Origin of the sequence: Granulibacter bethesdensis CGDNIH1 (assembly GCF_000014285.2) — a bacterium.
Lineage (GTDB): Bacteria > Pseudomonadota > Alphaproteobacteria > Acetobacterales > Acetobacteraceae > Granulibacter > Granulibacter bethesdensis.
In genome coordinates this window covers 1,507,597-1,527,180 of sequence record NC_008343.2, presented here as the reverse complement: position 1 = coordinate 1,527,180, position 19,584 = coordinate 1,507,597, and the positions used below count along the sequence as shown (strand labels likewise).

General features: G+C 58.5%; 21 protein-coding genes and 1 CRISPR repeat array. Of the genes, 11 read left to right on the top strand and 10 right to left on the bottom strand.

Features of this window, described 5'->3' with window-relative positions; translation table 11 throughout:
- The first annotated feature begins 1 nt into the window (after nucleotide 1).
- From cas6e to GBCGDNIH1_RS19380, 5 genes are all read left to right on the top strand, one after another.
- Nucleotides 2-685, top strand: coding sequence for a type I-E CRISPR-associated protein Cas6/Cse3/CasE (gene cas6e / locus GBCGDNIH1_RS19400; RefSeq protein WP_011632079.1), 684 nt, complete (start codon nucleotides 2-4; stop codon nucleotides 683-685).
- The gene (gene cas1e, locus GBCGDNIH1_RS19395; protein ID WP_011632078.1) at nucleotides 685-1,632 is read left to right on the top strand and encodes a type I-E CRISPR-associated endonuclease Cas1e; all 948 of its coding nucleotides are present in this window, start codon (nucleotides 685-687) and stop codon (nucleotides 1,630-1,632) included. Before cas6e ends, cas1e begins: the two co-directional genes overlap by 1 nt.
- Entirely contained in the window at nucleotides 1,629-1,916 is a 288-nt protein-coding gene (cas2e, locus tag GBCGDNIH1_RS19390) for a type I-E CRISPR-associated endoribonuclease Cas2e (protein WP_011632077.1), read from the top strand. The genes cas1e and cas2e overlap by 4 nt, the downstream gene beginning before the upstream one ends.
- A gap of 71 nt (nucleotides 1,917-1,987) precedes the next feature.
- Nucleotides 1,988-4,151: a CRISPR direct-repeat array (repeat unit 29 nt; unit sequence GTGTTCCCCGCCTGCGCGGGGATGAACCG).
- Between the two features lie 95 nt (nucleotides 4,152-4,246).
- The gene (alaS, locus tag GBCGDNIH1_RS19385; protein WP_025318900.1) at nucleotides 4,247-6,889 is read left to right on the top strand and encodes an alanine--tRNA ligase; all 2,643 of its coding nucleotides are present in this window, start codon (nucleotides 4,247-4,249) and stop codon (nucleotides 6,887-6,889) included.
- Nucleotides 6,890-6,984: 95 nt separating this feature from the next.
- The gene (locus GBCGDNIH1_RS19380; RefSeq protein ID WP_025318901.1) at nucleotides 6,985-7,179 is read left to right on the top strand and encodes a YqaE/Pmp3 family membrane protein; all 195 of its coding nucleotides are present in this window, start codon (nucleotides 6,985-6,987) and stop codon (nucleotides 7,177-7,179) included.
- Between the two features lie 74 nt (nucleotides 7,180-7,253).
- Here GBCGDNIH1_RS19380 and GBCGDNIH1_RS19375 read toward each other — a convergent pair whose 3' ends face one another.
- From GBCGDNIH1_RS19375 to GBCGDNIH1_RS19355, 5 genes are all read right to left on the bottom strand, one after another.
- On the bottom strand, nucleotides 7,254-8,054 hold the full coding sequence (locus GBCGDNIH1_RS19375) for a dienelactone hydrolase family protein (RefSeq protein ID WP_125911004.1): 801 nt from the start codon (nucleotides 8,052-8,054) through the stop codon (nucleotides 7,254-7,256).
- Between the two features lie 62 nt (nucleotides 8,055-8,116).
- Nucleotides 8,117-9,331, bottom strand: a complete 1,215-nt coding sequence (locus GBCGDNIH1_RS19370; RefSeq protein WP_011632073.1) for an NADP-dependent isocitrate dehydrogenase — start codon at nucleotides 9,329-9,331, stop codon at nucleotides 8,117-8,119.
- Nucleotides 9,332-9,526: 195 nt separating this feature from the next.
- Nucleotides 9,527-10,666: a 5-(carboxyamino)imidazole ribonucleotide synthase gene (locus GBCGDNIH1_RS19365; protein WP_011632072.1), complete on the bottom strand. Its 1,140-nt coding sequence runs from the start codon at nucleotides 10,664-10,666 to the stop codon at nucleotides 9,527-9,529.
- A 9-nt stretch (nucleotides 10,667-10,675) separates the two neighbouring features.
- Nucleotides 10,676-11,197: a 5-(carboxyamino)imidazole ribonucleotide mutase gene (purE, locus tag GBCGDNIH1_RS19360; protein ID WP_011632071.1), complete on the bottom strand. Its 522-nt coding sequence runs from the start codon at nucleotides 11,195-11,197 to the stop codon at nucleotides 10,676-10,678.
- Nucleotides 11,198-11,201: 4 nt separating this feature from the next.
- Nucleotides 11,202-11,405, bottom strand: a complete 204-nt coding sequence (locus tag GBCGDNIH1_RS19355) for a YdcH family protein (protein WP_025286760.1) — start codon at nucleotides 11,403-11,405, stop codon at nucleotides 11,202-11,204.
- Nucleotides 11,406-11,484: 79 nt separating this feature from the next.
- Between GBCGDNIH1_RS19355 and GBCGDNIH1_RS24785 the strand changes: the two genes are divergently transcribed.
- Both GBCGDNIH1_RS24785 and GBCGDNIH1_RS19350 read left to right on the top strand, forming a co-directional pair.
- On the top strand, nucleotides 11,485-11,643 hold the full coding sequence (locus GBCGDNIH1_RS24785) for a hypothetical protein (RefSeq protein ID WP_162288471.1): 159 nt from the start codon (nucleotides 11,485-11,487) through the stop codon (nucleotides 11,641-11,643).
- On the top strand, nucleotides 11,621-11,803 hold the full coding sequence (locus tag GBCGDNIH1_RS19350; protein WP_011632069.1) for a DUF465 domain-containing protein: 183 nt from the start codon (nucleotides 11,621-11,623) through the stop codon (nucleotides 11,801-11,803). The genes GBCGDNIH1_RS24785 and GBCGDNIH1_RS19350 overlap by 23 nt, the downstream gene beginning before the upstream one ends.
- An 85-nt stretch (nucleotides 11,804-11,888) precedes the next feature.
- Here GBCGDNIH1_RS19350 and GBCGDNIH1_RS19345 read toward each other — a convergent pair whose 3' ends face one another.
- Nucleotides 11,889-12,473: a DUF1013 domain-containing protein gene (locus GBCGDNIH1_RS19345; RefSeq protein WP_011632068.1), complete on the bottom strand. Its 585-nt coding sequence runs from the start codon at nucleotides 12,471-12,473 to the stop codon at nucleotides 11,889-11,891.
- A 199-nt stretch (nucleotides 12,474-12,672) separates the two neighbouring features.
- Here GBCGDNIH1_RS19345 and GBCGDNIH1_RS19340 point away from each other — a divergent pair, with 199 nt between their 5' ends.
- Together GBCGDNIH1_RS19340 and GBCGDNIH1_RS19335 are read left to right on the top strand one after the other, a co-directional pair.
- On the top strand, nucleotides 12,673-12,873 hold the full coding sequence (locus GBCGDNIH1_RS19340) for a DUF1192 domain-containing protein (RefSeq protein WP_025318904.1): 201 nt from the start codon (nucleotides 12,673-12,675) through the stop codon (nucleotides 12,871-12,873).
- 170 nt (nucleotides 12,874-13,043) lie between these two features.
- Nucleotides 13,044-13,760 carry an MgtC/SapB family protein gene (locus tag GBCGDNIH1_RS19335; RefSeq protein WP_025286756.1) on the top strand — a complete coding sequence of 239 codons (717 nt, stop codon included), beginning with the start codon at nucleotides 13,044-13,046 and terminating at the stop codon, nucleotides 13,758-13,760.
- A 91-nt stretch (nucleotides 13,761-13,851) separates the two neighbouring features.
- Here the strand turns inward: GBCGDNIH1_RS19335 and GBCGDNIH1_RS19330 are convergent, their stop codons facing one another.
- The 4 genes from GBCGDNIH1_RS19330 to GBCGDNIH1_RS19315 all read right to left on the bottom strand — a co-directional run bounded on the left by GBCGDNIH1_RS19330 (nucleotide 13,852) and on the right by GBCGDNIH1_RS19315 (nucleotide 17,718).
- A complete protein-coding gene (locus tag GBCGDNIH1_RS19330) occupies nucleotides 13,852-14,346 on the bottom strand; it encodes an Hsp20 family protein (RefSeq protein WP_025318905.1) in 495 nt (164 codons plus the stop codon).
- A 147-nt stretch (nucleotides 14,347-14,493) separates the two neighbouring features.
- Nucleotides 14,494-16,692, bottom strand: a complete 2,199-nt coding sequence (locus GBCGDNIH1_RS19325; RefSeq protein WP_080504499.1) for a TonB-dependent receptor — start codon at nucleotides 16,690-16,692, stop codon at nucleotides 14,494-14,496.
- 148 nt (nucleotides 16,693-16,840) lie between these two features.
- The gene (gene rpmE / locus GBCGDNIH1_RS19320) at nucleotides 16,841-17,068 is read right to left on the bottom strand and encodes a 50S ribosomal protein L31 (RefSeq protein WP_011632063.1); all 228 of its coding nucleotides are present in this window, start codon (nucleotides 17,066-17,068) and stop codon (nucleotides 16,841-16,843) included.
- Between the two features lie 149 nt (nucleotides 17,069-17,217).
- Nucleotides 17,218-17,718 carry a Spy/CpxP family protein refolding chaperone gene (locus GBCGDNIH1_RS19315; RefSeq protein WP_157692002.1) on the bottom strand — a complete coding sequence of 167 codons (501 nt, stop codon included), beginning with the start codon at nucleotides 17,716-17,718 and terminating at the stop codon, nucleotides 17,218-17,220.
- A 185-nt stretch (nucleotides 17,719-17,903) separates the two neighbouring features.
- Between GBCGDNIH1_RS19315 and pdxY the strand changes: the two genes are divergently transcribed.
- Both pdxY and GBCGDNIH1_RS19305 read left to right on the top strand, forming a co-directional pair.
- A complete protein-coding gene (gene pdxY, locus GBCGDNIH1_RS19310) occupies nucleotides 17,904-18,764 on the top strand; it encodes a pyridoxal kinase PdxY (RefSeq protein ID WP_025318908.1) in 861 nt (286 codons plus the stop codon).
- A 111-nt stretch (nucleotides 18,765-18,875) separates the two neighbouring features.
- Nucleotides 18,876-19,505, top strand: coding sequence for a glutathione S-transferase family protein (locus GBCGDNIH1_RS19305; protein WP_011632060.1), 630 nt, complete (start codon nucleotides 18,876-18,878; stop codon nucleotides 19,503-19,505).
- Nucleotides 19,506-19,584: the final 79 nt, after the last annotated feature.

The following is a 19,584-nucleotide window of genomic DNA, read 5'->3' as shown; positions in this document are numbered from 1 at the left end:
CATGACACTCTATTTCAGCCATCTCCGCCTGGCCCGGAATCCTTCGGCGCGGGCTTTGGCCGTACTACTGCGACCCTCAGAGTCCGGGGGGAGGGCGTCCGGAGAGCGGGTGTCCGCACAGCACCATCTACTCTGGTCGGTGTTTGCTGACAGCGAGGAAAGAAAACGGGATTTCCTCTGGCGGGAGGAGCGGGACGGCAGCTTCCTTACGCTTTCTGCACGTCCGCCGCTTCAGTCCGATCTTTTCCAGCCGCATCGGATCAAGTCTTATGCACCTGACCTCGCACCTGGCGCCCGCCTTGAGTTCCTGCTCCGCGCCAATGCGACCCGTATGAAGCGTGGTGGCAAACGGGAAGACGTCGTCAAGGCGCCCATAGACGCTTTGGAACAGAGTGAGCGTGCGGAGCGTCGTATGGAAATCGCCTCCTCGGCAGGGAAGGCGTGGCTGGAACAGCAGGGAGAAAAAAGCGGCTTCAGGGTTATCACCGCGATTGCCGAGGATTATCGGCAATTGTCGCTGCCACGTTTGGGGGCCATTGACCGCAATGCGATGACGCTCGGGATTCTCGATCTTTCGGGTCATCTTGAAATGACTGACCCGGCGCTTTTTCTCACGAATCTGGCGCAGGGATTTGGCCGGGCGAAATCGTTTGGATGCGGTCTGATGATCATCCGGAGGGCATGATGAGCAAAGGGAGCGGGATTCCCGGTCTTGCTCCGCCGAAACTCATCCCGCTGAAAGACCGGGCCTCTCTGATCTTTGTCGAGCGAGCGCGGCTTGATGTGCTCGATGGAGCCTTCGTCGCCGTCAATGCCGACGGAACACGCACCCAGATCCCTATAGGTGGCATCGCCGGGATCATGCTGGAGCCGGGCGCCCGGATATCACATGCGGCGGTTTCCTTTGCAGCTCGTACAGGGACCCTCATTATCTGGGTCGGCGAGGCAGGCGTGCGGCTCTATTCGGCAGGACAGCCAGGGGGTGCTCGTTCGGACAAACTGCTATGGCAGGCCCGGATTGCGCTTGATGAGGCAGCCCGACTGCGTGTCGTGCGAAAGATGTATGCCATGCGGTTCGGTGAGGAACCACCATCGCGCCGTTCGATCGAACAGTTGCGAGGAATAGAGGGCGTGCGCGTGCGGGAAAGCTACGCGCTTCTGGCAAAGCAGTATGGTGTGCCGTGGAAGCGTCGTCTCTACGATCCCAAGGACTGGGATGCAGGCGATATTCCCAATCGCTGCCTGTCTGCGGCCACTGCTTGTCTGCACGGGTTATCTGAAGCCGCCGTTCTGGCAGCGGGCTATGCTCCGGCTATTGGTTTTCTCCATACAGGCAAGCCTCTGTCATTTGTTTATGATATTGCGGACCTGTTCAAACTCGAAACCGTTGTGCCAGAAGCATTCCGGATTGCCGGACAAGCTGCAAAAGGTCGTATGGACATGGGACCGGACCGGGCGGTTCGCCTGGCCTGCAGGGACATGTTCCGTCGGACGGGACTTCTTGGACGTATTATTCCCGCGATTGAGGACGTTCTTTCTGCTGCGGACATTCCACGTCCCGAGCCCCCACCCGAGGCTGCTCTACCCGCTTTTGACGAAGAAAAGTCTGGCGATGAGGGCCATCGCGGATGATGGTTGTGGTTGTCACCAATGCGCCGCCACGCCTGCGTGGCAGACTTGCTGCATGGCTGGTTGAAGTGAGGGCCGGTGTCTATGTCGGCAACTATTCGGCTCGGACGCGTGAAATGATCTGGCGCCAGGTGACGGAAGGTCTGGAAACAGGCGACGCCGTCATGGTGTGGAAGGCCCCAACGGATCAGGGATATGACTTCCTCACTTTTGGTCGCAACCGCCGCATGCCCATTGATTTTGATGGACTGAAGCTCGTAACTTTTCTTCCCGAAAAGTCGGCCTAAAAACCTCTTTTTCTGTCGGTAAGATCTTTGACAATGTAAAAAATATTTTGAATCAATTACTTATGCGAAGAGTGTTCCCCGCCTGCGCGGGGATGAACCGGCGGCTGATGTCAGGATGGCTGATATTTTTCCGTGTTCCCCGCCTGCGCGGGGATGAACCATGCAGGCGATTGATCAGCACTCGGTTGTGGTCGTGTTCCCCGCCTGCGCGGGGATGAACCGCGCCGCTGATCATATATCGCAGCGCGGTCCAGGTGTTCCCCGCCTGCGCGGGGATGAACCGATCGCTCGATGAACCGCCGTTCTTGGCTTCGAGTGTTCCCCGCCTGCGCGGGGATGAACCGTCTGCGCAGCCACCCGGAACCGTATTCTGAAAGTGTTCCCCGCCTGCGCGGGGATGAACCGGTGCCGAGGCAGGTCGTGAGACCGGTTACGGTGTGTTCCCCGCCTGCGCGGGGATGAACCGCCACCGCGCGCCAGATCGAGCAGCTGCGCATTGTGTTCCCCGCCTGCGCGGGGATGAACCGGTGGAAATAGGCCGTATGCGGGTAGGAAAACGGTGTTCCCCGCCTGCGCGGGGATGAACCGGCCAGCGAGGCACATGCGCGCGGCTTCGCGGTGTGTTCCCCGCCTGCGCGGGGATGAACCGGCCGCCACAATCGGTGCTGGCAGCAGCTCAGGGTGTTCCCCGCCTGCGCGGGGATGAACCTCTCTCTCCTGCTGATCTGGGTTCGATGCTACGGTGTTCCCCGCCTGCGCGGGGATGAACCGATGCTGCTCCTGGATAGCGGATGGCCGCCTCGGTGTTCCCCGCCTGCGCGGGGATGAACCGGTAGAAATGCGATCTACATTCATCGGCTCAAGGTGTTCCCCGCCTGCGCGGGGATGAACCGAAAAATTCGAATTCTTCCTCGTCGCAGCAGGAGTGTTCCCCGCCTGCGCGGGGATGAACCGCGAAAACCCATGACGGGATTTTCGCAAAAATAGTGTTCCCCGCCTGCGCGGGGATGAACCGCCCGCGTTGCGCTCCTGCGCCATGCGCTGGCAGTGTTCCCCGCCTGCGCGGGGATGAACCGTCGCTGACTAATGGGAAAAAAAATAGAGTCTCGTGTTCCCCGCCTGCGCGGGGATGAACCGACCTCTGTATCTAAGAAAGAAAGGGGAGCGCCGTGTTCCCCGCCTGCGCGGGGATGAACCGGTCCAGCACACTCAGCGCCAGCGCCCTGTATCGTGTTCCCCGCCTGCGCGGGGATGAACCGGTGCGGCCGTGATAAAAGCGCGCGTCGCGAGTGTGTTCCCCGCCTGCGCGGGGATGAACCGGCATCTTCTGTCCTGGATGATCGGTCGGCGTTGTGTTCCCCGCCTGCGCGGGGATGAACCGACGCTCCGGCGTTATTGGTGATCCCACCGTTCGTGTTCCCCGCCTGCGCGGGGATGAACCGCCGCTACAGGGCGCTTCCCACCGAGCATTTTTGTGTTCCCCGCCTGCGCGGGGATGAACCGCGCCCATCTGAACATTTTACGAATGCGTGGAGGTGTTCCCCGCCTGCGCGGGGATGAACCGCAGTCGGTGACTGCTGATACAGCGACTGCGATGTGTTCCCCGCCTGCGCGGGGATGAACCGGGCTGGTCGGTCCATGAAATTATTTGGCAAATGTGTTCCCCGCCTGCGCGGGGATGAACCGATTTCCGCCATTTATTTGCCTTAGTCGGCGCTGTGTTCCCCGCCTGCGCGGGGATGAACCGCCGATGCGATCATGCGACGTGTCAGCGATCAGGTGTTCCCCGCCTGCGCGGGGATGAACCGTCACTTAAATAGGGAAAATGCTGAGAGGTTGAGTGTTCCCCGCCTGCGCGGGGATGAACCGGATTTCGAGCCGCTCTACGCTGAACCCAGCGTGTGTTCCCCGCCTGCGCGGGGATGAACCGGCGCTGGGCGAGATACTGGTGTTGCGTGCGCCGTGTTCCCCGCCTGCGCGGGGATGAACCGATCATCGCCCTCGATACCGGCGTTACCACAGGGTGTTCCCCGCCTGCGCGGGGATGAACCGGAATCACGAGGGAGCACAATATGCACACTGACGTGTTCCCCGCCTGCGCGGGGATGAACCGATAACGCCAAACCCGGGCTCCCTTGAGCAACTGTGTTCCCCGCCTGCGCGGGGATGAACCGGCTGATATTTGGCTATTCTCAGGAGTATCGCCGTGTTCCCCGCCTGCGCGGGGATGGACCGATTTGCCTGTATGGGCTACTTGGCGCGTTCATCCTTTCATCCGGCTGATGCCATTGTTGGCTGACGCCCTTCATGATCAGGTTCTCGATCGTCGCATGGCCACCAGCAACGATATCCGCGCCACGTTCCTTAACTACTTCGCCCGTAACGGGCATGAGGTGGTCGACAGTTCTCCGCTTGTGCCGCGTAACGACCCCACACTGCTGTTCGTCAACAGCGGTATGGTGCAGTTCAAGAACGTGTTCACAGGCCAGGAAAGGCGGCCTTACAGCAGGGCCACGACCTCCCAGAAATGCGTCCGCGCCGGGGGGAAGCATAACGACCTCGATAATGTCGGCTACACCGCCCGGCATCATACTTTCTTTGAAATGCTGGGTAATTTCTCCTTTGGCGATTACTTCAAGGAACAGGCGATCACCCATGCCTGGAACGTCGTTACGCGCGAGTTCGGTCTGCCGGCCGAAAAGCTGCTGGTCACGGTCTATCAGGATGATGACGATGCGGCCCGGCTGTGGAAATCCATCGCCGGATTGCCGGAAGAACGCATTATCCGTATCGCATCCTCTGATAATTTCTGGCGCATGGGCGATACCGGCCCTTGCGGACCCTGTTCCGAAATCTTCTATGATCATGGTCCCTCTATCCCCGGCGGCCCGCCGGGAAGCCCCGATGAGGATGGAGACAGGTTCATCGAGATCTGGAACCTGGTTTTCATGCAGTATGAGGAAGGGCCGCCCGGTACACGTGTAAACCTTCCTCGCCCCTCTATTGATACCGGCATGGGTCTGGAGCGTCTGGCTGCCGTGCTGCAAGGCAAGCACGATAACTATGATACCGACACGCTGCGCGCCCTGATCGTCGCCAGTGCCGAAGCCACCGGGCAGGATCCGGATGGCCCCCACAAGACCAGTCACCGCGTGGTGGCCGACCACCTCCGCTCCACCAGCTTCCTGATGGCGGATGGCGTGCTGCCCTCGAATGAGGGCCGTGGCTATGTGCTGCGCCGTATTATGCGCCGTGCCATGCGCCATGCTCATCTGATGGGCATGACCGAGCCGCTGCTTTACCGTCTGGTGCCCGCGCTGGTGCGGCAGATGGGTGCAGCCTATGGCGAGCTGGTGCAGGCTCAGTCCTTGATTACCGAGACACTGCGGCTGGAGGAAACCCGCTTCAAGGCGATGCTTGATCGTGGTCTTGCCATGCTGTCCGATGAGGTCGGCAAGCTGGGGGAGGGCCAGACGCTCAGCGGGGATGTAGCGTTCAAGCTTTACGACACATATGGTTTCCCACTCGATCTGACTCAGGATGCTCTGCGTGAGCAGGGCCGTGCCGTCGATGTAGCCGGGTTTGATGCTGCCATGACGGAGCAGCGCCGTCGTGCCCGCGCCGCCTGGTCCGGCTCTGGTGATGCCGCTCAGGAAGGCGTGTGGTTTGAAATCCGTGACCGCGTCGGTGGCACAGAGTTCCTCGGCTACTCCACGGAGAAAGCCGAAGCCGAAATCATAGCGCTGGTTGCCAATGGTGCGCTGACCGAGACGGCGCCTGCCGGAACCGAGGTTGCCGTGGTGCTTAACCAGACCCCGTTCTATGGTGAAAGCGGTGGTCAGGTTGGTGATACAGGTATTATCACTGGACCCAACGGGTTGCGCATTATCATTTCCGATACGCAGAAAAAGCTCGGCGATGTGTTCGTGCATCTCGGCCGGGTGGAAAGCGGTTTGGCCCAGATTGGTCAGCCGGTAGAGGTGGTGGTTGATCACCAGCGCCGCAGTGCCATCCGTGCCCATCATAGCGCCACCCATCTGCTGCATGAGGCGCTGCGTCGTCGTCTCGGCACGCATGTAGCGCAGAAAGGCAGCCTGAACGCGCCGGATCGCCTGCGCTTCGATGTCAGCCAGCCAACCCCGATCACCCGTGACGATCTGGCTGTGGTGGAGGCGGAGGTCAACGCGTTGATCCGTCAGAACAGCCCGGTCAACACTCGCCTGATGACGCCGGAGCAGGCTGTGGCCGAAGGAGCCATGGCGTTGTTCGGGGAGAAATATGGTGACGAAGTGCGCGTCGTTTCCATGGGGGCACCGGTGGAGGAGGGCAAGCCAGCGTACTCCATTGAATTATGCGGTGGCACCCATGTCGGGCGTACCGGCGATATCGGGCTGTTCCGCATTACGGGTGAGAGCGCCGTCAGTGCCGGGGTGCGCCGGATCGAGGCGGTGACCGGTGAAGCGGCTCTGGCCCAGATTGCCGAGGCCGAGCGTCGCCTTCAGGAGACTGCATCCCTGCTGCGTGTTGCACCCGGTGATGTCACAACGCGCGTTGCGTCCCTGCTTGAGGAACGCAAGAAGCTGGAAGCCCAGTTGGCCGATGCCCAGCGCAAGCTGGCAACCGGTGGTGCCGCTGATAAGGTCGAGGAAGTCGGCGGGGTCAAGCTTGCCGCCCGTAATCTGGGTGATGTTGCACCCAAGGAACTCAAGGGTCTGGCCGAGGCCATCGCCCGTCAATTGGAAAGTGGTGTCGTCGCGCTGGTTTCCACGGCGGAGGGCAAGGCCAGCGTCGTGGTCGGCGTAACCGCCGATCTGACCAGCCGCTTTGATGCCGTGACGCTGGTGCGGGCTGCCAGTGCGGCTGTCGGTGGCAAAGGGGGTGGTGGCCGCCCGGATATGGCACAGGCCGGTGGACCGGATGCCGCGCAGGCCGATGCGGCCTTGCAGGCTGTGCGGGACGCTATGGCGGCTTGATTGCTTGCCGCGTTCGAGAACAACAGAAAAGCCGCTTCGGTGACCGGGGCGGCTTTTTCCGTCTATCATCACGTCCATACTATGGAGATAGGACTATGCGTCTGCTGATTGCTCTGATTCTGCCTTGGTTGACCTTTTTTACCATTGGACGGCCCATTTCCGGCCTGATCTGCCTGATCCTTCAGGTCACCTTGATTGGTTGGTTGCCTGCTACGATTTGGGCCGTCTATGCGCTCAGCCAGTTCAAGACCGATCAGAAAATCGAACAGGCTTTTGGCCGCCGGCCATAATCCGCATCATCAACTGGGATGACATGGCCCCGTGATCTCAGGCCCCGTGATCTCACACAAAAAGAGATGCTGCGTTATCGGACGCCGTGATCGCGGAGCCAGGCGAGGGTGCGATTCCATGCATTTTTAGCGACCGCCTCGTTATAGGTCGGGCGGTAATCAGCGTGGAAACCGTGATCGGCCATGTAGTAATTGACGATTTCCACCCGCTTTCCGGCCGCTGTTGCCTTGTCGGCGGCTTTCTGAACGTCGGCCGGGTCGATCATCTTGTCTTGACCACCATACAGCCCGAGGAGAGGACATTTCAGCTGATCCGCCACATCCAGCGGAGAGTGCGGCTGGATCGCGGTATCCTCGGTCTTGACCGGGCCGTAATAGGCGACGGCTGCTTTCAGTTTCGGATTATGGGTGGCGTACAGCCACACATCACGGCCACCACGGCAGAAACCGATCACGCCGAGCCTGTCGGCGCTGCCACCATGCGCGGCAGCCCAGGTGGCGGCATGATCCAGATCATCGAACACAGTGGCATCGGGCGCCTTGCTGATGACGTCGCGCAGAATGGTCTGCACATCGCTCATTTTCGACAGATCGCCCAGACGCGCATACAGCTCCGGCGCGACGGCCATAAACCCTGCATGGGCCAGACGGCGGCAGACATCGCGGATATATTCGTGCACGCCAAAGATTTCTTCGATCACCAGCACGGTCGGGAATGGTCCCTTGCCCTGCGGAGACGCAACATAGGCGGGGATTTCTCCGTCACTCACCTTGATGCGCTGCTCACCGGCTGTGATCCCATTTGTGCCGGTATGAATAGCGTCGGCATGGGCTGCTCCGGCCGCCGTGCTGAAGCCACCTATCAGAGAGGTCATCAAAAAGCCGCGTCTTTGCATGGTTTTTGTTCCTGTCGGTCAATCCGGCGTAAAGGTCCGGGTCAGACCATGGCCTTCTTGAGCCGTTCATCAAGAATTTTCAGGAAGGATTCCGTAGTTTCCCACGGATGAGTCTTGTCGATCAGCAAAGCCAGATCCTTGGTCATGATGCCTGATTCAACGGTTTCGATGCAGACACGCTCCAGCGTTTCGGCAAAGCCCGTTACATCAGGGGTCTGATCGAACCGGCCCCGATAAGCCAACCCGCGTGTCCAGGCGAAAATGGAGGCAATGGGGTTGGTGGAGGTGGGACGGCCTTGCTGGTGTTCCCGGTAATGGCGGGTGACTGTTCCATGAGCGGCCTCGCTTTCCACGGTCTGGCCATCCGGCGTCATCAATACGCTGGTCATCAGCCCGAGTGAACCGTAGCCCTGTGCCACGATATCGCTCTGTACATCTCCATCATAGTTCTTGCAGGCCCAGACATAACCGCCGGTCCATTTCAGGGCGCTGGCAACCATGTCGTCAATCAACCGGTGTTCGTAGTGCAGGTTGCGCTTTTCGAATTTTTCCCGGAACTCATTGATATAAATGGTCTGGAAAATATCCTTGAACATCCCGTCATAGGATTTGAGGATGGTGTTCTTGGTCGAGAGATAGACCGGGTATCCCCGCGCCAGACCGTAATTGAACGATGCGCGGGCAAAGCCTTCGATGGAGGCGCGGGTATTATGCATCCCCATGGTGACGCCTTCTCCGGTAAAGCGATGCACCTCCAGCGTCTGGGCTGGTCCTCCATCGGCGGGCTGATAGACCAGAGAAACCTCTCCCGGCCCTGGCACAGTCAGTTCGACAGCGCGGTATATGTCGCCATAGGCATGGCGTCCGACCACGATCGGCTTGCTCCAGTGTGGAACCAGACGCGGGACATTGGCGCAGATAATCGGCTCACGGAAAATCGTGCCGTCGAGGATATTGCGGATGGTGCCGTTCGGGCTGCGCCACATTTTCTTGAGGCCGAATTCCTTCACCCGTGCCTCATCCGGTGTGATGGTGGCGCATTTGACGCCAACCCCCAGACGCTTGATCGCGTTGGCGGCATCCACCGTAACGGCATCGTCTGTGGCATCACGATTCTGGATGCTGAGATCGTAGGATTCGAGCGTGATATCCAGATACGGCAGGATCAGTTTCTGCTTGATGAACCCCCAGATGATCCGGGTCATCTCGTCGCCGTCGAGATCAACGAGGGGCGTTTTGACCGCAATCTTCGCCATGGCACGTTTCCTGTCGTTTCTTGGTTAGCCATGTCGGGCCGACCTTTGACGCCAGTGTGGCACCCGATCTTATGGCTCGACAAGGAGCGGTCTTGAATTTGGCCGACATCTGACGGGAAAACAGCAATTGCCCAACTGCAGGAGCAGAAGGACAATCGCTGTCAAAAAGACATGTCTCTTTCAATGAGGAAAAGTTTATTCCGCCTCTCTGGCCAGTTTTCCCAGCGCATCCGCAATTCCCAGATCGCCGGGAAGGGCGCCGCGTGGGAACAATCGGTTGACATGCCCCATCTTGCGGCCCGGCCTGGCTTCGGCTTTGCCATAAAGATGCGGGATCAGTCCGGGTGTGGCGAGAATGTCCGGCCACAGCGCAACATCTTCCGGACCCACCAGATTGCGCATGACTGCATCGGAATGGCGGATTGCCGGGGGAAGGGGCAGACCAGCCACGGCACGGATATGCATCTCGAACTGGCTGGCCGGGCAGGCATCCATGGTCCAGTGCCCGGAATTATGGGGCCTCGGCGCGATTTCGTTTACCAGCACGCGCCCCTGCGCATCCACGAACATTTCGACGGCTAACAGGCCGATCAGCCCAAGCGCTTCTGCCACTTTACGGGCGATGGTCTGGGCAGCCCGGGCTGTTTCCTCCGGCACGCGGGCAGGGGCAAGCGTCAGGTCCAGAATATGATGGCGATGGCGGTTTTCCACCGTATCAAATGCGGCAATAGTGCCGGAGGCACTGCGGGCCACGACGACACTGATTTCCATCGCGAAATCTACGAAGCCTTCCAGCACCAGCGGGCGTGGAGACAGAGTCTCCCACGCTTCATCCAGATCATCCGGCCCGTTGAGCCGTGCCTGACCCTTGCCGTCATAGCCAAGCCGGGTGGTTTTCAGGATGCAGGGATAACCGAGCGCTGTAACAGCCTCATCCAGCTCGGCCCGGCTGGTGACGGCATGCCACGGCGCGGTAGGGATGCCGGCATCATTCAGGAAGGTCTTTTCCGCCAGACGATCCTGACTGATACGCAGGATGGTGGGGGAGGGATGGACCGGTTTCAGGGAGGCCAGCAGATCCAGCCCTTCGGCGCTGACATTTTCGAACTCGAACGTCACCACATCGACGGCATTGGCAAAGGCGCGAAGAGCCTGCGGATCGTCATAGGCCCCGATCGTATGGGCGGCAGAGACCTGAATGGCGGGAGAATCCGGTGCATCGCTCAGGATATGGCAGCGATAGCCAAGGCGAGCAGCCGCCAGGGCGGACATACGGCCAAGCTGGCCGCCACCGATGATGCCGATGGTGGCATTGGGGGGAAGGGCAATTGTCATGGGGCAGGCTTATCGCGGAAGAGAGGCTGTTTCGTCTACTGTTTCAGCAACCGATGCGGTCTGGGCAGCCCTCCATTCATCGAGCCGCGTCGCCAGGGCGGCGTCGGACAGGGCGAGGATGGAGGCAGCCAGCAGAGCGGCGTTGATGGCACCGGCCTTGCCGATGGCCAGCGTGCCGACCGGAATGCCGCCGGGCATCTGGACGATGGACATCAGGCTGTCCATGCCCTTCAGGGCGTGGGATTCCACCGGAACGCCCAGAACGGGCAGGCGCGTCCATGCCGCGCACATGCCGGGCAGATGGGCTGCTCCGCCAGCCCCGGCGATAACGACTTTCAGACCCCGGCTGGACGCCGTACGCGCATAATCAGCCAGCCGATCCGGCGTCCGATGCGCGGAGACGATGCGCTTTTCATGCGGGATGCCGAGTTTGGTCAGGGTCTCGGCAGCATGCACCATGGTTGGCCAGTCGGACTGGCTGCCCATGATGATCCCGACCAGCGGGGAGGAGGAACTATGCACGGCGTTCATAAGATCAGGCGATATTGTCCGGGATAAGATTACTTTCCAGACGGCTTACTTCGTCCTTGATGAGCAGCTTACGCTTTTTCAGCCGCTGAAGCTGTAACTGATCCAGTGCGCCCTGATCGGCCAGACGGCTGATGACGGTATCGAGGTCGCGATGCTCACTACGCAGTTCATGAAGCTGTCGAAGCAGGGCGTCACGGTCTTTCAGCATGGCTTGAAATGACACTCTCGGGGCAGTGGAAGAGAATGCCTCTATCCCGCTTGGGCCTGCTTCGCAATGGTCCGATGCAATGTCGGGCGTAAAAAGCGGCAAAGGGGCTGACAGCGGCGAGGGGCTGTGGCTAGGCTTGATGGATGAGGCAGGACGGGGTTCGCCAGAACGGCTGCTCAATTCCCGCCTGTTACAGCACAGAATGGAGGAAGCGGATGTCCCTGACTGGACGGATTGAGTCTCTGAGAGACCGTCATGCTGCCCTGGAAAACAAGATCGCCCAGGAAGATAACCGTCCCAGACCCGATGAGGATACTCTGACACGCCTCAAGCTGGAAAAGCTGAAGCTGAAGGAGGAGCTGGACAGGCTTCAGCAAGATCACGGAGAGCAGGCCTGACCACCTGGACCATACACCGCACATAAGACGGGCCGGATCACGAATGATCCGGCCCGCATTGTCGTCTTTTTCAGCAGGTTATCAATCAGACCGGGGTATTATCCTCATCTTCGATCTGAAGCGGCTGCGGTACTTCCTGTCCTTCCCGCATCAGACGCTCATTGGCTTGCTGAACCATGGCATTCAGGTCGGTCTGGCTGCACAGACCCAGAATCACCGGATCGCGCGGCTTGATATTGGCGCTGTTCCAGTGCGTCCGGTCACGGATTTTCTGGATGGTATCCTTGGTGGTGCCGACCAGCTTGCCAATTTGCACGTCGGATAGCTGGGGATAGTTGCGCAGCAGGAAAATGATCGCATCCGGGCGGTCATTGCGTTTTGCCACGGGGGTGTAGCGTGCACCCTTTGAACGCTTCTGCAAGGTAATGGCGGATGGCGCCAGTTTCAGGTGGCGGTTGGTATCAGCCTCGCACGCCTTGATGTCTGCGGCTGTCAGCTGGCCATTGGCGATGGGGTCATATCCCACAATCCCCTGCGCCACCTCGCCATCGGCAATCGCCTGCACTTCCAGAGGGTGCATGCCACAAAATTCGGCGATCTGCGTAAAGGTCAGACCCGTCTTTTCGATCAGCCAAACCGCGGTGGCTTTCGGCATCAATGGCAGAGTCATGCTGTTTCATCACCTCGCCCGGCCGCGCGGTGACCAGGCAGAAAAAAGTTCATGAGTAGGGGATGACGGGCATATGGACCTGAGCGCCATGCCGGGTCAAGACTTGCTGTTGCCGGGCTGTGTCATAAACCTGATCCCTCCATATGATTTCTCCCGGCGCGTGGTGCTTCGTTCAAACCCCAGGCTCTTGGATAAGCAGATGCAGGATGATGATCTTCCCCGCCCTCCCACCGGTTCATGGCCGTTGATACTCGATCCGCTCGGGATCAATGAATTACGGGACTATATCGTCCACTTGAAAGCCGAGATTCTGCGGGTTGAACAGGCTATTGCCCGTCGAGAAGCCCATCGTGGCGGTGTCGAGGCGATTTTCAAAGGGCTTGGACCAAACGGCTCATAGCGGGCCGGGCGTCCCACCGGAAAGGCTTCTGTCACAGAAATGTGCTTGACCGGCTGACATCCACCATGCAGAGCCGCGGTTCGCCTTGCGCCGATTCCACAGGAATTCGGCCTTGGAACGGGGGATGCTCAGACATGCATCTCCCGGTTATCAGACGGAAAGGGTTGAGCGTGCGTTTCATCGAGACCTTTGATCCCCAATCCTATGCCGATACGGCGATCAGCCTGACAGCCGCCTTTCTGCTTGCGACATTGATCGGGGCAGAGCGGCAATACCGGCAGCGGACCGCCGGTCTGCGCACCAATGTGCTGGTCTCCATCGGTGCTGCTACCTTCGTCGATCTGGCCATGCGTATTGAAGGTTCCGAAGGCGCTGTGCGTGTCATCGCCTATGTCGTTTCCGGTATCGGCTTTCTGGGTGCGGGTGTGATCATGAAGGAGGGGATGAATGTTCGCGGCCTTAACACGGCTGCGACCCTCTGGTGTTCGGCGGCGGTTGGTAGTTGTGCGGGAGCGGATATGGTGGCTGAGGCTGCCCTGCTGACGTTATTCGTCATGATCGGTAATACGCTGCTGCGTCCTCTGGCCAATGCCATCAACCGTACTCCATTCAATGAAATGGCATCGGAAGCGCATTATGAAGTGAGGGTGATCTGTCCCTCTGCGGAGATTCCACAAACGCGCGACCTGCTGGCTGAATTTCTTGAGGATCATAAATACAGTGCCGCATCGATTGACGAGCGGAAAGGGCCGAATGATACCGGGGAACTGGTCGCGCAATTGGTCAGTACTGCAGTCAATCCGCAGGAAATGGATCAGATGATGGAAGAACTGCTGACCCGTTCAGGGGTGCTCCATGCTGGATGGGAAGTCAGCACACGGGACTGATATCTACCCTGGCGCGATAAAAAGGGGCTGGTTATACCAGCCCCTTTCTGTCCGTGGCACCAAGGTGCTTTTATCTTGTCAAAACGGTTCTTCAGGCTGCCTGCCCATTCTGATTTTGTGTTGCATTATCCTGTGCAACACTCTGGGTCAGGACCTGCTGCTCCTTAGAAGTTCCGATCTCGATTTTTCTGGGCTTTGCACTTTCCGGCACGATCCTTTTGAGGCCGATATGCAGCAATCCATTCTTTAGATCGGCAGAATCGACCACCATGTGATCGGCCAGTACAAACCGGCGCTCGAATGCGCGGCCGGCGATGCCGCGGTAAAGAACTTCACTTTCCTTCTGCTCGTTGGAAAGACGGCCTGATACAACCAGGGCGTTATCCTTCACGATGACATCGAGATCCGTCGGTTCAAAGCCTGCAACCGCCATGGTGAGGCGATAGCTGTCCTCGCTCAACTTTTCGATATTGTAGGGCGGATAGGACGAAACATCAGCATTTCCGGAGACAGTATTGGCAAGATGCGCCAGCCTGTCGAACCCGATCGCACTGCGGAACAGCGGAGCAAAATCAAAACTATTCATAACAACCTCCTGCTTAAGCAAGGTTACAGACCTGAACCGCCATAAGGCCGGTTCCCGAGTGGCATCGAGACCCCGGAAGGGCATCCCGATGCGTTATGAGATAGCGAGACCAGAACCGGTTTCAAGAGGAAAAAACCGGTCTGTAAATCAGAATCTTTGTGTCAGCCCTGCCAGGATCGTTCGGCGCAGCCCGTATTGTGGTGCGCCAACCCCGACCCCGGTGCCGTCACGCAGCATGTAGGTGCTGTCGAACAGGTTGATGACATCAAGCCTTATCTGGGTGCTCTTGCCGAAACCAAGATCGAGCGTCTGGACGGCTGAAAAATTGAATGTTCCGTAAGCAGGCAGGGCGCTTCCGTTCGGTACTGTGCCATCGGAACGCAAACCGCTGCCGAACAGCATCGTGCCGGACATGCGCAGCGGATGATGTGTGTCATGGAAGAACGTATAGGCCGCTCCGGCCGAGGCTGTGATACGCTGATCGTGATCCAGATGGATATAGCTGTTTTTAATTTGTTCCAGCTCCTCCGGATCGAAATTGAACTGGGCCGAGACGATGTCCTTGCCCATGGCCTTTGACCAGGCAACATTGGCGTAGACCGACCATGGCCCACGGTCGAAGGTGGTATCGAACTGGACACCGCCGACATAGCCACGCGCATAGTTGAACGAGGTCAGGATGATCGGTGCTCCGAACTGGCCCTCATCCAGCAGGTTGGTGGCCTGCTTGTAATAACCGTCAACACCACCGCGCCAACCGGGCAGGAATTGTTGGTCGATGCCGATATCGAAGTAATTGGCACGCTCGGCCTTGACCGTATTGTTGAGCAGGCCGCCAGGGGCCGCCGCTGTGGTGTTCTGGAATGCGGCAATGGAGGCCGTGCTGAGCAACTCGAAAGTCGGTGGGGTAAAATAGCGGGCGTAGCCGGCATGTACCGAGGTCCGGTCCGTCGGCATCCAGACAATGTTGACGCGGGGACTGAGTTGATTTTCGTGCGTATATTCATCGACCACATCGAAACGGGCGCCATAATTGATGGTCACGCGTGGCAGAATTTTCCACTCGTCCTGTAGATAGATACCATACAGGCCCCCAGTTCTGCCGCCACCCTGATAGATGGAGTAGGGAGAGGCACCGGATGCAACCTGCCCGCTGTCATCCGTAGCAAAAACCTGGCTGTTGGTCTGGAAGGTTGCGCGCTCGATCGTCGCCAGAAAGCCGCCGCGCACTGTATGATGGTCCGAAACTTTCCAGCTTGCATCGGTCTGCGCACCAGTGGAGGTGACACCGCGCGCCGCCGACTGTGAAAAACCGTTGAACAGCAATTCACCAATCTGGTCAGGCGCATAATACAGGCTGCTGTAACGGCTGAAGACGGAGCTTTGCACGTCTACCGTATCATAGTGTTTTTGCAGCGACAGAATGGCGAAATTGGTAATTTCGCGCTGACGCTGATTGAGCGTTGCGCTATCCTTGGTATCAATTCCGTTGACGCTGTATCCGTTGGAGGGCAACAGGCCGGGCCGGTTCGGGATCTGGAAATGCTGCGTGGATGATCCAACGATCGTGCTGATCCGGGTGGTATCGTTGATGATACCTGAAATCTGCGCCATGCCGTGCCACTGATTGGACTGGTCATGAATGGCATTGAAGGAACTGGTCGGGTTTTCAATCCCCACCCGGTTCAGCAGGTAGTCACCAGTCAGGAAGTAATCGACGGCCCCTTTACGACCGCCATAAGCGAAGCTGGGCTGGAAATAATCGCGGGCACCGCCATAAACGCTGATCTGCCCGCCGGGATCGGTGGTGCCGTTTTTGGTCACGATGTCCACGACCCCGGCCTCCCGGAAGCCATATTGCGCCGGCAGAGCGCCCATGATCAGGGACAGGCTGTGCGCAAAGCGTGTTTCCAGCACCTGCCCGAACACGGACAGCCCTTCCGGCAACTGCACCCCGTTGAGGCGATACTGGACATTCCCGTGATCGCCGCGGATATGAATCTGGCCGAAACTGTCCTGCGCTACGCCCGGGGCTTGCAGCAGCACCTGCTGCAACGGGGCATTATCTCCCTGCGGGATGGTTTCCAGTGCGGTCCGGCTGAAATGGTAGGTTGTTGCGCCCAGAGAGGGTTGAATCTGACTCCGTGCCTGATCCAGCGCATTGGACACCACGGAAAGCGGCGGCAGGGAGACATCGGCCGAGGACAGATCAGCCGCTTCGGCAAAGTGGACAAATCCGCATAATCCCCCTGCCAGTACCGTGCTGCCGAGCAAGGTGGCAGAGCCTCCCCGAAGAAGGGAACTGAGCGGGATGGTGAGACGAGGCGAGAAGGCGAGGCGGGACATGGGAAGCGTAATCCTTCGACGGCTGCGCAAAAGGCACATATTTTGTTATGTTATAACATGACATGTTATGTTACAACATAACTCCGTCGCAACAAAAAAAGAGGCGCTATGCGCCCCTCTTTCTGCTTCATTCGAAAGCTTGCGGCCCTTATTTGCGGCGCGTGCCGAGACCGGCAAATTTCTTGTTGAACTTCGCAACCTGTCCCCCGGTATCGAGCATACGCTGAACGCCGGTCCAGGCCGGGTGGGATTTCGGATCAATATCCAGACGCAGCGTTTCGCCGGGCTGGCCATAGCAGGAACGGGTCTTGAACTCCGTGCCATCGGTCATGATCACGTTGATCTCATGGTATTCCGGGTGGATACCGCTCTTCATCGGGTTATCTCCTTGCGAGGCAGCCCGATGCCGACCGGGCGCATTGAAGGCGCGCGTATAGCAAACCCATTCACCTGAATGCAATCACCGTTACGCACGTGACCGGGCTTCAAGCCATGCTACAGACGGAATGCAGCTTCCAGGCAAAATCAGTGATGGGTGGAGACATAGCGCATGGCGGCTTTGGTCCTCTGTTCAAACAGCCGGTCAGCCGTTTTCTGCTGGGCAGGAGACAGCGCCTGATACAGCGCCGTAAAGACTGGTTCCAGTCGCCGCAGATTATCTGTCTGCACTGTTTGAACCTGTCTGTAAGCCTGAAAGCGGCTCAGCGCATTCGCGCCGACCTCTGGTTTGGCGGCATCGGCATAGGCTTGATCGATTGCTGCGGCATTGTCCTTCAGGACGCGGGCAAAGTTATCCCACGGTTGCTGCTGGGCTGGGGTGATGGCAAGAGACTTATAGAGACTTTGCAGTTGCCGTTCTGCGCGGGTAGAGGCATGTCCTGCTGCAGATTGAGGCTGTGGAGCTACCCGCTGCCCGGCCAGCTGAGGCGGGGCAGCACTGTCTGCTCTGGAATCCTGTGGTACAAGGGCCGGAGAGGCGCTCAACATCCCCAGAAACCCCCAGGCAGCGCGGGAGCGCCGAGTCATCAGAAGATCCATCATCCTAATCCTTAGGTCTGATTCTGTCGCGGGGCGATCGAATCAGGTGGATGTGGCCAAAACAGGGCAGGGATAGGGCAGAATGCGCCATGATTGACGGAGCTGTACCCCGGCATTACGCCGGAAGCGGCACAGGCTGACATTCATCCAAGGTTATGTTTACAACCGATGGCATGAATATCCTGTCGATCCAGTCCTGGGTTTGTTACGGCCATGTCGGGAATGCGAGTGCGGTTTTTCCGTTGCAATTGCTGGGGGCGGAGGTATGGGCGGTAAACACGGTCCAGTTCTCCAACCATACCGGATATGGCGACTGGACGGGACAGGTCTTTGGCGGCGACGATATTGCCGCCCTGATGAAGGGTATTGCTGATCGTGGTGTGTTGCCGCGTTGTGATGCTGTTCTGTCCGGCTATATGGGGTCCGATGCGATTGGAGGTGCCATTCTGGATGCGGTTGCATCTGTCCGTGCGGCCAATCCGGAGGCTCTTTACTGCTGTGATCCTGTGATCGGCGATACGGGGCGGGGTATTTTCGTCCGCCCCGGTCTGCCGGAGCTGTTTCGGGACAGGGCTGTTCCGACGGCCAATATTCTTACTCCCAACCAGTTCGAGCTGGAATGGCTGACCGGCCACCACTGCCGCACGCTGGCTGATGCACGTGCGGCAGTGAAGGTGCTGGCTGAGAGCATGATCCGGCAGGGGCCGCGCATCATATTGGTCACCAGCCTGCATGTGGCGGAAACACCCTCAGGATCGCTGGATATGCTGGTCTATGAAAATGGCCGGTTTTACCTGTTGCGCACCCCATTGCTGCCAGTCAGCATCAATGGGGCAGGAGATGCGATCGCGGCCCTGTTCCTGTTCCATCGTCTGGACACTGGGGATGCCCGGCAGGCTCTGGAGAAAGCCGCTTCTTCCGTTTATGGCCTGCTGAAACGGACGGCAGAGGCAGGGAGCATGGAAATCCTGACAGTGGCTGCCCGTCAGGAATTTCTGACGCCATCAACATGCTTTTATGCGCAGATATGCTGATAGAATGGGTGTGGATAAAAAAGCTTTCTGCCGCATGATCTTTTATACGTCTGACACTTTGTAAAGACTGATATCTCGGATACGGGTTCTGGCAGGCGAGGAACGAAGCATATGGTGGCTAAAATAGTGCTGTGGGGTTTTGACGGTTCGACGTATGTCCGAACGGTCAAAATGCTTTTCGTCGAGAAAAATGTCTCCGATTATGAACAGGTGCCGGTCAACGTCCTGAAATGGGAACCGAGGCAGCCGGAGCATCTGGAACGGCACCCGTTCGGCAAGGTGCCAGTTGTTGATATCGATGGGTTCCGGGTGATCGAGACCGCAGCCATCACACGCTATCTGAACGCCATTCTGCCCGGTCCATCCCTGATCCCGGAGGATCTGAAAGACCGTGCCCGTATGGACATGGTGATCAATATTATCGATTCATATGGCTATAACCCACTGGTGGGCGTGTCGGGTTATTATTTCTTCCCCGAATTGATCGGCGGAAAAAATGATGAGGCGCATCGTCAGGCTATCGAGAAGAGCCACATGGTTCTCTCCGTTCTGGCCGGGATCAAGGGCAGCAACTCGTATTTGGCAGGTGAATCCGTCAGTCTGGCCGACTTATTTCTGGCCCCGATTCTCGCCTATATCGAGAAATCACCGCACCGGGATGAGTTTCTCAGCAGCGGTCCTATCGGGGAGTGGTGGAGGCATATTTCCAGCCGGGAGAGCTTTATCGCCACTGCATCCTGAGGGGGAATGGCGTATTAAACGTTCTTCCTGTCGTTTATATTTGCATTATTGTTTCATAATCTGCCATTGTTTTTTAACA

Excerpts from the sequence above, each read along its gene's own strand:
- cas6e (WP_011632079.1), top strand. The coding sequence starts at position 2 with ATGACACTCTATTTCAGCCATCTCCGCCTGGCCCGGAATCCTTCGGCG.
- GBCGDNIH1_RS19380 (WP_025318901.1), top strand. The coding sequence starts at position 6,985 with ATGCGTCTGCTGATTGCTCTGATTCTGCCTTGGTTGACCTTTTTTACC.
- cas1e (WP_011632078.1), top strand. The coding sequence starts at position 685 with ATGAGCAAAGGGAGCGGGATTCCCGGTCTTGCTCCGCCGAAACTCATC.
- GBCGDNIH1_RS19355 (WP_025286760.1), bottom strand. The coding sequence starts at position 11,405 with ATGCTGAAAGACCGTGACGCCCTGCTTCGACAGCTTCATGAACTGCGT.
- cas2e (WP_011632077.1), top strand. The coding sequence starts at position 1,629 with ATGATGGTTGTGGTTGTCACCAATGCGCCGCCACGCCTGCGTGGCAGA.
- GBCGDNIH1_RS19365 (WP_011632072.1), bottom strand. The coding sequence starts at position 10,666 with ATGACAATTGCCCTTCCCCCCAATGCCACCATCGGCATCATCGGTGGC.
- GBCGDNIH1_RS19375 (WP_125911004.1), bottom strand. The coding sequence starts at position 8,054 with ATGACCTCTCTGATAGGTGGCTTCAGCACGGCGGCCGGAGCAGCCCAT.
- GBCGDNIH1_RS19330 (WP_025318905.1), bottom strand. The coding sequence starts at position 14,346 with ATGAATAGTTTTGATTTTGCTCCGCTGTTCCGCAGTGCGATCGGGTTC.
- GBCGDNIH1_RS19315 (WP_157692002.1), bottom strand. The coding sequence starts at position 17,718 with ATGACTCGGCGCTCCCGCGCTGCCTGGGGGTTTCTGGGGATGTTGAGC.
- rpmE (WP_011632063.1), bottom strand. The coding sequence starts at position 17,068 with ATGAAGAGCGGTATCCACCCGGAATACCATGAGATCAACGTGATCATG.
- GBCGDNIH1_RS19345 (WP_011632068.1), bottom strand. The coding sequence starts at position 12,473 with ATGACTCTGCCATTGATGCCGAAAGCCACCGCGGTTTGGCTGATCGAA.
- purE (WP_011632071.1), bottom strand. The coding sequence starts at position 11,197 with ATGAACGCCGTGCATAGTTCCTCCTCCCCGCTGGTCGGGATCATCATG.
- GBCGDNIH1_RS19350 (WP_011632069.1), top strand. The coding sequence starts at position 11,621 with ATGTCCCTGACTGGACGGATTGAGTCTCTGAGAGACCGTCATGCTGCC.
- alaS (WP_025318900.1), top strand. The coding sequence starts at position 4,247 with ATGGCCACCAGCAACGATATCCGCGCCACGTTCCTTAACTACTTCGCC.
- GBCGDNIH1_RS19305 (WP_011632060.1), top strand. The coding sequence starts at position 18,876 with ATGGTGGCTAAAATAGTGCTGTGGGGTTTTGACGGTTCGACGTATGTC.
- GBCGDNIH1_RS19370 (WP_011632073.1), bottom strand. The coding sequence starts at position 9,331 with ATGGCGAAGATTGCGGTCAAAACGCCCCTCGTTGATCTCGACGGCGAC.
- GBCGDNIH1_RS24785 (WP_162288471.1), top strand. The coding sequence starts at position 11,485 with ATGTCGGGCGTAAAAAGCGGCAAAGGGGCTGACAGCGGCGAGGGGCTG.
- GBCGDNIH1_RS19340 (WP_025318904.1), top strand. The coding sequence starts at position 12,673 with ATGCAGGATGATGATCTTCCCCGCCCTCCCACCGGTTCATGGCCGTTG.
- pdxY (WP_025318908.1), top strand. The coding sequence starts at position 17,904 with ATGAATATCCTGTCGATCCAGTCCTGGGTTTGTTACGGCCATGTCGGG.
- GBCGDNIH1_RS19325 (WP_080504499.1), bottom strand. The coding sequence starts at position 16,692 with ATGTCCCGCCTCGCCTTCTCGCCTCGTCTCACCATCCCGCTCAGTTCC.